Below are 13,044 nucleotides of genomic sequence, written 5' to 3'. Positions count from 1 at the left end.
TCGATCTAGCTGCGCTGGAAGTGGGGTGGGCGGTCTCACCAGTCCTCACCAGTACTTAGGCGATAACGGCGTTGGGCCACGCCCGGATACGATGACCAGCCCTATTGGGGGGCCAGGGGCTTTGTATTCCCGGGCGTGGCCCTACTGTGTCCGGCATGAAAGGCGGCCCTACTGTGTCCGGCGTGAAGGAAGGTCGCCGCTGCTGCCCGCCCCGCCAGTCCGTGCCGCAGGCCGTGTGCCGGTAGATTAGTACCCAGACGAATTGTCCGGCCCTGCTGACCCAGCACTTCCCCAGAAACGGATACCACCCGTGGTCCTACGACTGTCCCAGCTTTTCCTGCGCACGCTGCGCGAAGACCCCGTCGATGCCGAGGTCGCCAGCCACAAGCTCCTGGTCCGTGCCGGCTACATCCGCCGCGCGGCCCCTGGCATCTACACCTGGCTTCCGCTGGGGCTGAGCGTGCTGCGCAAGGTCGAGGAAATCATCCGGGAGGAAATGGCTGCCATCGGCGCACAGGAAGTTCACTTCCCGGCCCTGCTGCCCCGTGAGCCCTACGAAGCCACCAACCGCTGGACTGAGTACGGTGAAGGCCTGTTCCGGCTCCAGGACCGCAAGGGTGCCGACTACCTGCTGGCCCCCACGCATGAGGAGATGTTCACGCTCCTGGTCAAGGACCTGTACTCGTCGTACAAGGACCTTCCGCTGAGCCTGTACCAGATCCAGAACAAGTACCGTGACGAGGCACGCCCGCGGGCAGGGCTCCTCCGTGGCCGCGAATTCATCATGAAGGATTCCTACTCCTTCGACGTCGATGACGCAGGGCTGGACGCGAGCTACGCAGCCCACCGAGGCGCCTACCTGAAGATCTTTGAACGCCTGGGGCTTGAGGTTGTTCCCGTTGCAGCCACCGCGGGTGCCATGGGCGGGTCCAGGAGCGAGGAATTCCTGTTCCCCACCGAGATCGGTGAGGACACCTTCGTCCGCTCTGCCGGCGGTTATGCAGCCAACGTCGAGGCCGTCACCACGGTGGTCCCCGACGAGATCGACTTCAGCAATGCACCGGCCGCAGAGGTCCTGGACACCCCGGACACTCCCACCATCGACACCCTTGTTGCCGCCGCAAACCAGATTGCCCCGCGGGCAGAGGCCGACGGCGGCGCCTGGACTGCCGCGGACACGCTCAAGAACGTGGTCCTCGCCGTCACGCTGCCCACCGGTGAGCGGCAGTTGGTAGTCATCGGCGTTCCCGGGGACCGCGCAGTGGACCTCAAGCGCGTTGAAGCGAACATCGGCGCCTTCCTGCCCATCGCGGGCGAGATCGGACTCGAGCAGGCAGGCGAGGAGGACCTCAAGAAGCAGCCGCTGATTGTCAAGGGCTACCTGGGCCCGGGACTGTCCCTGGACCAGCCGCTCCTGGGCTCCGACAGCGCCACCAAGCTGCTCTACCTTGTGGACCCGCGCGTCGTCAGCGGAACGGCATGGATCACCGGTGCCAACGAGGCCGGCAAGCACGTCTTCGGCCTGGTGGCGGGCCGCGACTTCGCGTGGGACGGCGTCATCGAATGCACCGAAGTGCGCGCGGGCGACCCCTCCCCGGACGGGTCGGGTCCCCTGGAAACCGCCCGCGGCATCGAGATGGGACACATCTTCCAGCTCGGCCGCAAGTACGCAGAGGCCCTGGACCTCAAGGTGCTGGACCAGAACGGCAAGCAGGTGGTGGTCACCATGGGCTCCTACGGTGTCGGCGTCACCCGCGCCGTGGCCGCCCTGGCAGAGGCCAACCACGATGACCGCGGCCTGGTCTGGCCCCGCACCGTGGCCCCCGCCGACGTCCACGTGGTGGCAGTTGGCCGGGGCGAGGAGATCTTCCAGGCCGCGGAGAAGCTCTCGGCAGAGCTTGAGGACGCCGGCCTGTCCGTCATCTACGACGACCGCCCCAAGGTTTCCCCGGGCGTGAAGTTCGGCGATGCGGAACTGGTGGGCGTGCCCACCATCCTGGCCGTGGGACGCGGCCTGGTGGACGGTGTGGTGGAGATCAAGGACCGCCGCAGCGGTGAAGCCGAAAACATCGAGGTCGATAAGGCCGTGGACTACGTGGTCAACGCCGTCCGAAACCAGTGATCTCCGGCTTCGAATCGATCCAACTCACCACCATCGTCCTGATCGTGGTGGCTGGATTCGCAGCCGGATGGGTTGACGCTGTGGTGGGCGGCGGAGGACTCATCCAGCTTCCGGCGCTGCTCCTGGTTCCGGGCATCGCACCCGTCCAGGCACTGGCCACCAACAAGATGGGCTCCATTTTCGGAACCGCCACCAGCGCCGCCACCTACTACCGGCGGGTGGGGCCGGACCTCCGGACTGCCGTGCCCATGGCGGTGATCGCCCTGGCGGGAAGTTTCGGCGGGGCCAGCCTGGCGGCCACCCTCCCCGCCGGGGTTTTCAAGCCCATCATCGTTGTGGCGCTGGTGGCCGTCGCGCTGTTCACCGCACTGAGGCCCAGCGTCGGTGAACTGACGGCGCTCCGCCACAAAGGCCACAGGCATTACGTCGTCGCCTGCCTCATCGGGGCCGTGATCGGCTTCTACGACGGCCTCATCGGCCCCGGAACAGGATCCTTCCTGGTCATTGCCCTGGTGTCCGCCATGGGTTATGCGTTCCTGGAAGCCAGCGCCAAGGCCAAGATCGTGAACATGGCCACCAACGCCGGAGCCCTGCTGTTCTTCCTGCCGCACGGGTCCATCCTGTGGGGCATCGGCCTGCTGCTGGGGGCAGCCAACATGGCAGGCGGATACCTTGGCGCCCGCACCGCCGTGCAACAGGGGAGCAAGTTCGTCCGCATAGTCTTCCTGGTGGTCGTTGCGGCCCTGATCGTCAAGCTCGGCTACGACGTCTGGCAGGAAAACTTCGCCTGATCCGCCACGGAAACTGCTCCTCGTAGCGGGCACCGGCCCGGCGTAGCATGCAGGTATGGCACACGGCGAAGACGGGTATGCCGCCGCTCTGGCGGCCGCAGCACGGCACGCGCAGGCCTGGCTGGACAGCCTTGCGGACCGCCATGTGGGACCCAGCCTGCACGCCACCGAGCTCGCTCCCGTTTTCGGCGGGCCGCTGCCGGCCGCGGGCATGCCTGCCGATGAGGTGATCGACTTCCTGGCCGGTGCCGCCGAACCCGGACTCATGGCCATGCCCTCCGGCCGGTTTTTCGGCTGGGTTATTGGCGGGACCCTCCCGGCGGCCATGGCGTCGGACTGGCTGGTCAGTGCCTGGGACCAGAACGCCGGTCTACGTTATGCCACTCCGGCCACCGCCGCCATCGAGGAAGCCGCCGGGCAATGGGTGCTGGAGTTGCTGGGCCTGCCGTCCACTGCCGACGTCGGATTCGTCACCGGGGCCACCATGGCAAATTTCACCTGCATGGCGGCCGCCCGCTGGCGGCTGCTCGCCGACGCAGGGTGGGACCTGGACCGGGACGGCCTCTTCGGCGCGCCCCGGATCCGCTGTTTCGTGGGACGGGAACGGCACGACACCGTGGACCTTGGCCTGCGCTATCTGGGCCTGGGACAGCCGACGCAGGTCGACGCCGACGGGCAGGGCCGCCTGGTGCCCGCCGCGCTGGACGCTGCCCTTTCCGCCGGCACCGGCCCCGCCCTCGTATGCCTCCAGGCGGGGAACCTGCACTCCGGTGCCTTCGACCCCTTCACCGAGGCCATCGCCGTCGCACGCAAACATGGTGCCTGGGTGCACGTGGACGGCGCCTTCGGGCTGTGGGCGGCCGCCGCACCGGAGCTTAGCCACCTCATGCGCGGCTGCGGGGAGGCGGACTCCTGGGGCACGGATGCGCACAAAACCCTGAATGTGCCCTACGACTGCGGCATTGCCGTCGTCCGGGACCCGTCGGCCCTGCGCGCGGCGATGGGACTGCACGCGAGCTACCTCGTCCACGACGCTGAAGGTCCGGGCGACCCCTTCGAGAAGGTCCCGGAACTGTCCCGCCGGGCGCGGGGAGTGCCGGTCTGGGCCGCCCTGAAGAGCCTGGGCCGGGACGGGGTTGCAGCCCAGGTGGGTGGACTTGCCGCCGCCGCCACCGCAATTGCCGAGGGCATGGCGGGCCTGGACGGCGTGGAGGTGCTTAACGACGTCGGCTACACCCAGGTGTGCCTGGCTTTCGGCGACGACGACATCACCCGCGCGGTCACCGCACGCGTTATCGAGGAGGGAAAGGTGTGGATGTCCGGCTCACGCTGGCGGGACCGCGACATCCTCCGGGTCTCAGTGAGCAACTGGCAGACATCCGGCGGGGAAGTGGCCACGGCCGTGGACGCTGTCCGGTCAGCCCTGGCCGCCGTGCGGAACGCTTAACGGTTTTCACGACCTGCCGTTAGCCGCCCTGGCCTATCCACCCTGGCCGGGTTCCGGCAGCGCATGGGGAAGCGGCAGGCCTTCCAGGGTGTCGCCGGCGAGGGTGCTGGCAACCCAGAGGGACCTGGCCAGGTCGCCGGGGTGGCCATGGGCGGCGTACCACAGCGCGTTCTCCACCTCCCTGGCAATGCCCCATTGCCGGGCCACGTCAGGGTCCAGCCCGGCGGCAGTACTGAAGTCGTGGCAGCGACTGAGCAGCGCCGGCCCGGCCTGGACCGCCGGCAGCTCCCCAAGGCGGTTCCAGAGCAGCGGCGCAACTGCGAACTCGGGCTCGCCGATCATCGGCTGCGGATCGATGGCAGCGTAAGCAGCCGGTGCCGGCGTGCCGTCCAGTTCGGCTGTACCCGGGCGCGCCAGGATGTTCAGGAAATGCAGGTCCGTGTGTACCAGCAGGTCGCGGGCGGACCGGCGTCCCACCGCGCCTCGCGTCTGGCAGACCTCCAGCGCCGCCTCCAACAGCCACCTGGGAAACGGCCGGCCCAGCTGCTCCCAGTCGGCTGGAAGATCATCACTCCACTGTTCGGCGCGGGCGGCGATGTGGCCGAACTCCCGCCACTCCGGCCGCTGGTCAGGGGCAAGCCCCAGTTGCCGCACCAACCCGCCCCACACCTGCATGGCGTCGTCCATCCCCAGGTCCGCCAGGGTCCGGCCGGCATCGAGGCGTTCCAGGAGCATGGCACACGACCCGGGATCCGTGGCCAGCAGCGCAACAGCGCCGCGGCCACCCCAAAGGGCCAGGGCATGCCGCTCCACCTTGGCCTCGTCGTGGGGAAAAGCGATTTTGAGGGCTGCCGGCAACCCGTCCTGCCGCCGCACCGGCACCACCAGGCCGCCGTGGCCGCTCCACGGCATGGTCCCCGGCGCCAGGTCCACCTCGAGGTGCCACTGCTCCAGACGCTCCTGCAGCAGGCCCGGGAGCTTGCTGAGCCACGCCCTTCCTTCAACGCTGCGGGCGTAGCGGGCCGAAAGATCCGGCGGGATGGGCACGGCCGCCACAGGGCCACTCATGAGGCTGCCACCCACGCCGGTGCCGGGCACTGCCGGTCCGGAACTGTCGAGTCAGGAATCATCGGATCAGACAACGCCGGAGGCGCCGAGCAGGTTGCCGATCAGGAAGGTTGCAGCGAGCGCCAGGGCACCGCCAACCACCACGCGCACGGCCGCCCGGGCTTTCGAACCGCCGCCGATCCACGCACCGAGGGCACCCGTCAGTGCCAGGGCCACCAGGACTGAAACGAAGGTCAGCGGAACGCGGACCTCCGGTGGCGGAAGCAGGATGGCCAGCATGGGCAGGATGGCCCCAATAGTGAAGGCGATGGCGGAGGCAAAAGCCGCGTGCCAGGGGCTGACGATGTCCGCCTCATCGATATTGAGTTCGGCGGACAGGTGCGCGGCCAGCACATCGTGGGCCGTCAGTTCCTCGGCAACTTTGGCGGCTGTTTCGGGGCTGAGGCCTTTGTCCTGGTAGATCGCCGTCAGTTCTGCCAGTTCCGCTTCCGGTTCTTCCTCGAGTTCGCGCCTTTCCTTCTCGATCAGGGCCCGCTGGCTGTCGCTTTGGCTGCTGACCGATACATATTCGCCCAGGGCCATGGACACCGCACCGCCCACGAGTCCGGCAGCACCCGCCGCCAGGATAGGTCCGGTCTCGGCAGTGGCCCCGGCCACGCCCACCACAATCGCGGCGACGGAAACGATGCCGTCATTGGCACCCAGGACGCCGGCACGCAGCCAGTTCAGCCGGTGCGCGACGTCGTTGCCGTGTGGTTCGGTCTCGAGATGGCTGTTCAATCCCTGATTGGCTGCACTGGCTGCACTGGCTCCCGGTGCATCGGCCGGATCGTCCGCGTTCATCCCCTCAGCAAACCATCCCCGCCTGCCCAGTGCCAGCCTCAAGGTGGCCTTACTTGGTGGCCGGGGTTCGGGGGAGAGCCGCTGACCACCGGGGTTCAGGGCGCAGCAGGTGACTGTGGTGCGCCGTCTCGGGCAGGCAGGGCAGCGCCGGCAGGAAGGGACGGCAGTTGGTCAACATCCAGGCGCAGCCCTGGAACGGGTCCGGGATCTGCACCCCACCGCTGGGCCCGGCCCGCGGCGGACTGCAGCGCTGACAATGCCCACCTTCGGTCCTGGCCCTGGGATACGGCGATAACGTCTCCGTAGGCCGCCACGGTGGCTGCCTCGAGCTTGCCCAAACCGGACGCCGGTGCAGCCAGGAAGCCTGGCTCAAGCACATACCCCGGCTGTTGCGGCAGGGGCGCCCCGCAGGCGGACCGGAGGTGTTCCGCCGCGGCTGCGGCCTGTTCCTTGTGCCGGAGCAGGAATTCCGACGCCGGGCCCGCCTCCGCGGGCGCCAGGCGGGGGAGTGCCGCCTGGTACCCGTAGGCGGCCTGTTGCTCCGCGGTGATGACTGCGGCCAGTGCCTGGCCCACGCTTGCGGCAGCATCCGGCCCGGTGGTCTTCGGGGCGGCAGCCGGATCTGAAGGCGACGGGCAAGCGGCAGCAGTTGCTTCAGCCGCGGAAGCCTCTTCCTGGGTTCCTGCCGGTCCCTTCGGTGCCGGTACCCCCGTTGCAGCGGCAAGGCGTCCGGCGGCGAGGAGCTGTGCGGTGCCGGTGCCCGCGAGGAGGCGCGCCATGCCGCCGTCGGCCGTCTCCGCGTCCTCGACGCGGGCGGTGCCACTGTTGGCCAGCGCCTGGACCAGCGCGGCGGGGGTTTGAAGGCCCGCACCCGAAAGACCTGCACCGGGACGGCCCGCTACGGCGGATGGCGATAGCGATGGCGACGCCGACGCCGGGCCGGAGTCCGAAGCAGGGACGGACAGTGCCCTGGCCTGGATGGTCAGCAAGGTCACAACCGGTTCCAGTGCGGTGGATTCGGCCGCGCCGGCGGAGGCCAGCTCCAACCCGGCAGCGCGCAGGTCCATCGCCTCGCTGAACGCCGCCGCCCGGGCGCGCTCGGAGAACGAAGGCGGGGCAGGTGCCGGCTTTTCCGCGGGATTCAGGGCGAAACCGAGGCTCAGGACAACCAGCACGGCAAGGCCGAGGACGGCAAAACGGAACGGGCGCATGCGCGGGCTGCTGTCCTGGCGGCGGTCTTTCACAACAGACCATGGTGTCACGGTAACGGGGCAACCGGGTGCACCGCTGGGCCGGTAAAATAGCTACGCTAGTAAACACCACATCATCTATAGGGAGGCGGCCGGCATCGTGAGCAATGCAGAAGCCACGGCTTCACCAGACCATACCGGTACGGGAAGCGGATCCGCGCCGGCCCACAACCCCGAAGCTGCCCGGCTGCGGGCCCTCCTGGAACCCGCCGTCCAGGCCAACCGCCTGTACCTGGAGGACGTGGCCATCATCCCCGGCTCGCACCGCGTGGTCCACGTTGTGGTGGACCTGCCCCAGGAGGAAAGCGGAGGGGTCAGCCTGGACGTCATTGCGGACATCTCCAGGGTGCTCTCGGATGTGCTGGACAACGATCCCAACGACGACGGCCGTCCCTACGACCTCGAAGTGTCCTCACCCGGCGTCGGACGCCCGCTAACGGAACCCCGGCACTGGTACCGCGCCCGGGGCCGGATGGCCAAGGTGAACGTCATCCAGGGCGATAACATCACCGGACGCATCCAGTCCGTGGACGATGGGGGAGTCACCCTGGTCCCCGAGGTCGCCGTCAAGAAGGGCATGAAGCCCCGCCAGGGCGAACCCGTAAAACTTCCTTTCGACAGGATCCGCAACGGAAAAGTCGAGATCGAATTCAGCCACCTCCCCGAGGACGGTCTGGAACCTGAACACAATGGACCTTCTGAGGAGGCCTGATGGATATTGACATGAGCGCACTGAGACTTTTGGAGCGTGAGCGTGAAATCCCGCTGGACCTCCTGATCCCCACCATCGAGCAGGCGCTCCTGGTGGCGTACCACAAGTCACCCGGCGCCTTCGAGAAAGCGCGCGCCGAGCTGGACCGCAAGAGCGGCCACGTCACCATTTGGGCCGTTGAGATTGACGACGACGGCGCCCCCATCGGTGAATTCGAGCACACCCCGGAAGGGTTCGGCCGGATCGCCGCCAGCACCGCACGCCAGATCATCCTGCAGCGCCTGCGCGATGTTGAGGACGATAACGTCCTGGGCGAATTCAAGGGCCGCGAGGGCGAGTTGGTGTCCGGCACCATCCAGCAGGGCAACAACCCGCACATGATCCAGGTCAACCTCGGCTCGCTCGAGGCCCTCCTGCCGCCGCCCGAGCAGGTTCCCGGTGAGAAGTACATCCACGGCAACCGGCTGCGCGCCCTGGTCATCGATGTGCACCGCGGCACCAAGGGTCCGTCCGTCACGCTCTCCCGGTCCCACCCCGGCCTGGTCCGCAAGCTCTTCGAACTCGAAGTCCCCGAGATCGCCGACCACTCCGTGGAAATCGTTGCCCTGGCCCGCGAAGCCGGCCACCGCACCAAGATCGCCGTCAAGGCGAACACCCCGGGGATCAACGCCAAGGGTGCCTGCATCGGTGAGATGGGCTCACGCGTCCGCGCAGTCATGACCGAGTTGAACGACGAAAAGATCGACATTGTCGACTTCAGCGAAAACCCGGCCACCTTCATCGCCAGCGCACTCTCGCCGTCGCGCGTGAATTCCGTCACCATCACGGACGAAGCCACGCGTTCGGCCCGGGTGGTGGTCCCTGACTACCAGCTGTCCCTGGCCATCGGCAAGGAGGGCCAGAACGCCCGACTGGCGGCGAAGCTGACCGGCTGGCGGATCGACATCGTCTCCGACGCCGCGGTGGCCCGCGACAAGTAAGGTCCCCGGAGGGGTGGCTTCCGCAACGCGGCAGCCACCCGGTTTCGGGCAGAACGGCCCAAAGGGGCTAGAATAGACAGGACCGCGCCTAACGGCCGGTAGCCGTGTGCCTTGGGCGTGCTCGTTTCCGTGACTGCGGAGGCGGTAAACCTGCGGCCAGCAGAATGAACGTCAGGACGATGACCGTGGCAGAAGTGCTTTCCACCGGAAGTCAGCCTGAACGTACCTGCATCGGATGCCGGAAAAAGGGCCCGCGGTCGCAGTTGCTCCGGCTCGTCGCCGAAGGCAGCGGGTCAACCGCTGTCCTGGTGGATGAACGACGCCGGATGTCTGGCCGGGGTGCATGGCTGCACCCCAGCGAATCGTGCCTGGCTCTTGCGGTCAAGCGGCGAGCATTCGGACGCGCCCTCCCCGGCGCAACCGAAACAGCCGCCGTCGAACACTGGATCACGCGAGGCCCGAACGTTGACGCCGCCCCGGTGGCTGCAACACCAACCGTCCAACCTGAAAGCGGGTCAGAAATCTGATGGAAACCCGATGAGTTCCCAGCGATGAGTGCGTAACGATGACAACTTTGTTGCGCTCTGCAATGGGCCCTTCCGCTGTAGTCGCGGCTGGGGTCCGCAGTAAGAAGTAGACGGTTCGTGCCTGGCTCGGTGCGGACCGAGACAGGAGAAATGTGGCCAAGGTCCGCGTACATGAGCTCGCCAAAGAGCTCGGTATTACTTCCAAAGATGCAGTGACAAAACTGCAGGAACTGGGCGAATTTGTTCGCTCCGCCTCTTCCACCATTGAGGCCCCCGTTGTGCGTAAACTGCGCAACGCCTTCCCCGACGCCGCTGCCAAGTCAGCGGCACCGGCCGCAGCGCCTGCCGCTGCGCCCAAGGCACCTGCTCCCGCAGCAGAATCACGTCCTTCAGCACCGGCTCCCGGCCCTGCTGCGCCCAAGGCTCCGGCCCCCAAGGCACAGGCACAGGCTCCCGCTGCCCCCTCCGCGCCCGCACAGGCAGAAGCACCGGCCACGCCGGCCGCCGCGCCTGCCGCCCCTGCGGCTCCGTCCTCGGCTGCGCCCACCTCGGGTGCTCCGTCCACCGGTGCCAAGCCCGGTGCGCGTCCGGCGCCCAAGGCCGACACCCCGGCTCCGTCCACCCGTCCGGGTGGATCCGCACCGGGTGCGTCCGGCCCCCGTCCCGGCGGTCCCCGCCCGGGCAACAACCCCTTCGCCACCTCGCAGGGCATGCCCCGCGGCCGCGGCGGAGACGGTGAACGCGCCCCCCGTCCGGGCAACAACCCCTTCGCCACCTCGCAGGGCATGCCCCGTCCCGGTGGCAGCCGTAACGACGGCGACCGCCCCGGCGGCCCCCGTCCCGCAGCCGGTGCAGGCGGGCCCCGTCCCGGCGGGCCGCGTCCCGCAGCCGGTGCCGGTGGGCCCCGTCCCGCAGCCGGTGCAGGCGGACCCCGTCCGGGTGCACCCCGCCCCGGAGGTCCCCGTCCTACTCCCGGCATGATGCCCAACCGCACTGAGCGTCCCGCACCCGCAGGTGCAGGCCGTCCCGGTGGCGGCGGCCGCGGTCCCGGACGCCCCGGCGGCGCACCCGGCACCGGCGGTCCCGGTGCCGGCGGCGGTGCTCCCGCCGGTGGTGGCTTCGGCAAGGGCGGCCGCGGCCGCGGCGGCACCCAGGGTGCCTTCGGCAAGGGCGGCGCAGGCCGTGGCAAGCAGCGCAAGTCCAAGCGTGCCAAGCGCCAGGAACTTGAGCAGATGAGTGCCCCGTCGCTGGGTGGCGTGAGCGTACCCCGCGGCGACGGCAACACCGTCATCCGGCTCCGCCGTGGTTCGTCCATCACGGACTTCGCCGACAAGATCGAGGCAAACCCGGCCGCACTGGTGACCGTGCTGTTCCACCTTGGTGAAATGGCCACGGCAACGCAGTCGCTGGACGAGGAGACCTTCGCCCTGCTGGGCGAGGAGCTGGGCTACAAGCTCCAGGTCGTGTCGCCGGAAGACGAGGAGCGCGAGCTGCTCTCCGGGTTCGACATCGACTTCGACGCCGAGCTGGAAGCCGAAGGCGACGAGCAACTCGAGGCACGTCCTCCGGTTGTCACCGTCATGGGCCACGTCGACCACGGTAAGACCCGCCTGCTCGATGCCATCCGCAAGTCCGACGTCATGGCCGGCGAACACGGCGGCATCACGCAGCACATCGGTGCCTACCAGGTCACGCACAACCACGAAGGCGACGACCGCAAGATCACCTTCATCGATACCCCGGGCCACGAGGCGTTCACCGCCATGCGTGCCCGTGGTGCGAAGGTCACCGACATCGCCATCCTGGTGGTCGCAGCGGACGACGGCGTCATGCCGCAGACCGTTGAAGCGCTCAACCACGCCCAGGCGGCCAACGTGCCGATCGTCGTGGCAGTGAACAAGATCGACAAGGAAGGCGCCAACCCGGAGAAGGTCCGCGGCCAGCTGACCGAATACGGCCTGGTTCCCGAGGAATACGGTGGCGACACCATGTTCGTGGAGGTCTCTGCCCGCCAGAACCTCAACATCGACGAGCTGCTCGAGGCCGTCCTGCTCACCGCGGACGCCGCCCTGGACATGCGCGCCAACCCGAACAAGGACGCCCGCGGTATCGCGATCGAAGCCAACCTGGACAAGGGTCGCGGTGCCGTTGCCACCGTCCTGGTGCAGTCCGGTACGCTGCGCGTCGGCGACACCATCGTTGCAGGCACGGCCCACGGCCGTGTCCGTGCGATGTTCGACGACGACGGCAGCGCCCTGACCGAGGCCGGCCCGTCCCGCCCCGTCCAGGTGCTGGGTCTGTCCAACGTGCCGCGCGCCGGTGACACCTTCTTCGTGACCGCTGACGAGCGCACCGCCCGCCAGATCGCCGAGAAGCGTGAAGCCGCCGACCGCAACGCCGCCCTGGCCAAGCGCCGCAAGCGCATCAGCCTGGAAGACTTCGACCAGGCCGTCGCCGAAGGCAAGATCGACACCCTCAACCTCATCCTCAAGGGTGACGTGTCCGGTGCCGTGGAAGCCCTCGAAGACGCGCTGCTCAAGATCGATGTCGGGGAAGGCGTGCAGCTGCGCGTCATCCACCGCGGCGTGGGTGCCATCACCCAGAACGACGTCAACCTGGCAACGGTGGACTCCGCCGTCATCATCGGCTTCAACGTCAAGCCCGCCGAGCGGGTTGCCGAACTGGCAGACCGCGAAGGCGTGGACATGCGCTTCTACTCCGTCATCTACGCAGCAATCGATGACATCGAGGCAGCACTCAAGGGCATGCTCAAGCCGGAATACGAAGAAGTCCAGCTCGGCACCGCCGAGGTCCGCGAAGTCTTCCGCTCCTCCAAGTTCGGAAACATCGCCGGCTCGATCGTCCGCTCCGGCATCATCCGCCGTAACACCAAGGCACGGATCAGCCGCGACGGCAAGGTCATCGGTGACAACCTCACCGTTGAGACGCTCAAGCGCTTCAAGGACGACGCCACCGAGGTCCGCACGGACTTCGAATGTGGTATCGGTCTTGGGTCGTACAACGACATCACCGAAGGCGACATCATCGAGACCTTCGAGATGCGCGAGAAGCCGCGCGTCTAACTCTTGTTAGTCCGTGGCCGGGGCCGTTGGATTTTTCCGGCGGCCCCGCCCCTGGCCAGGTTGGGTGCCTCCGAGTTTTGGGGGCGCCCCGCCCCTACGCTGGGCGGCAAAGGATCTTGCGATCCTTTGCCGCCCAGCTCCGGTAGGCCCGATGCCACTCCCGGGCGCCCCCAAAACTCTCCGGCATCGTCGTTGGCCCGCCTTTGGTGCGTGGCCGAAAA

Annotated in this window: 10 protein-coding genes; 7 read left to right on the top strand and 3 right to left on the bottom strand. The window is 68.0% G+C overall.

Features of this window, described 5'->3' with window-relative positions; genetic code table 11:
- Positions 1–310 precede the first annotated feature (310 nt).
- Genes QFZ60_RS13440 through QFZ60_RS13430 form a run of 3 tightly spaced genes read left to right on the top strand, consistent with a single transcriptional unit; the run spans position 311 to position 4,360 of the window.
- Complete coding sequence (locus QFZ60_RS13440; RefSeq protein WP_307091028.1) at positions 311–2,122, top strand: proline--tRNA ligase; 1,812 nt, start codon at positions 311–313, stop codon at positions 2,120–2,122.
- On the top strand, positions 2,119–2,913 hold the full coding sequence (locus tag QFZ60_RS13435; RefSeq protein WP_307091025.1) for a TSUP family transporter: 795 nt from the start codon (positions 2,119–2,121) through the stop codon (positions 2,911–2,913). Before QFZ60_RS13440 ends, QFZ60_RS13435 begins: the two co-directional genes overlap by 4 nt.
- Before the next feature lie 55 nt (positions 2,914–2,968).
- Positions 2,969–4,360: a pyridoxal-dependent decarboxylase gene (locus tag QFZ60_RS13430; RefSeq protein ID WP_307091023.1), complete on the top strand. Its 1,392-nt coding sequence runs from the start codon at positions 2,969–2,971 to the stop codon at positions 4,358–4,360.
- 33 nt (positions 4,361–4,393) lie between these two features.
- On the opposite strand, the gene QFZ60_RS13425 is transcribed toward QFZ60_RS13430, so the two are convergent.
- From QFZ60_RS13425 to QFZ60_RS13415, 3 genes are all read right to left on the bottom strand, one after another.
- A complete protein-coding gene (locus tag QFZ60_RS13425; RefSeq protein WP_307091021.1) occupies positions 4,394–5,428 on the bottom strand; it encodes an aminoglycoside phosphotransferase family protein in 1,035 nt (344 codons plus the stop codon).
- Positions 5,429–5,494: 66 nt separating this feature from the next.
- On the bottom strand, positions 5,495–6,271 hold the full coding sequence (locus QFZ60_RS13420) for a VIT family protein (RefSeq protein ID WP_307091020.1): 777 nt from the start codon (positions 6,269–6,271) through the stop codon (positions 5,495–5,497).
- Positions 6,272–6,366: 95 nt separating this feature from the next.
- Positions 6,367–7,515 (bottom strand): DUF4439 domain-containing protein, encoded by a 1,149-nt coding sequence (locus QFZ60_RS13415; protein WP_307091018.1) that lies wholly within the window; start codon positions 7,513–7,515, stop codon positions 6,367–6,369.
- Between the two features lie 106 nt (positions 7,516–7,621).
- Here QFZ60_RS13415 and rimP point away from each other — a divergent pair, with 106 nt between their 5' ends.
- From rimP to infB, 4 genes are all read left to right on the top strand, one after another.
- Positions 7,622–8,233, top strand: coding sequence for a ribosome maturation factor RimP (rimP, locus tag QFZ60_RS13410; protein WP_307091015.1), 612 nt, complete (start codon positions 7,622–7,624; stop codon positions 8,231–8,233).
- Positions 8,233–9,213 (top strand): transcription termination factor NusA, encoded by a 981-nt coding sequence (gene nusA, locus QFZ60_RS13405; RefSeq protein ID WP_142121037.1) that lies wholly within the window; start codon positions 8,233–8,235, stop codon positions 9,211–9,213. The genes rimP and nusA overlap by 1 nt, the downstream gene beginning before the upstream one ends.
- Positions 9,214–9,377: 164 nt before the next feature.
- A complete protein-coding gene (locus tag QFZ60_RS13400) occupies positions 9,378–9,740 on the top strand; it encodes a YlxR family protein (protein WP_307091012.1) in 363 nt (120 codons plus the stop codon).
- Positions 9,741–9,892: 152 nt separating this feature from the next.
- Entirely contained in the window at positions 9,893–12,823 is a 2,931-nt protein-coding gene (infB, locus tag QFZ60_RS13395) for a translation initiation factor IF-2 (protein WP_307091010.1), read from the top strand.
- Positions 12,824–13,044 lie beyond the last annotated feature (221 nt).

It is taken from the genome of Arthrobacter sp. B2I5, from assembly GCF_030816735.1.
Taxonomy (GTDB): Bacteria; Actinomycetota; Actinomycetes; order Actinomycetales; family Micrococcaceae; genus Arthrobacter.
The sequence above is the reverse complement of the archived record's forward strand: the minus strand, read 5'-3'. Positions and strand labels throughout refer to the sequence as shown.

Bases quoted from the DNA above. Each gene is read 5' to 3' on its own strand.
- QFZ60_RS13425 (WP_307091021.1), bottom strand. From the start codon at position 5,428: ATGAGTGGCCCTGTGGCGGCCGTGCCCATCCCGCCGGATCTTTCGGCC.
- QFZ60_RS13400 (WP_307091012.1), top strand. From the start codon at position 9,378: ATGAACGTCAGGACGATGACCGTGGCAGAAGTGCTTTCCACCGGAAGT.
- nusA (WP_142121037.1), top strand. From the start codon at position 8,233: ATGGATATTGACATGAGCGCACTGAGACTTTTGGAGCGTGAGCGTGAA.
- QFZ60_RS13420 (WP_307091020.1), bottom strand. From the start codon at position 6,271: ATGAACGCGGACGATCCGGCCGATGCACCGGGAGCCAGTGCAGCCAGT.
- QFZ60_RS13430 (WP_307091023.1), top strand. From the start codon at position 2,969: ATGGCACACGGCGAAGACGGGTATGCCGCCGCTCTGGCGGCCGCAGCA.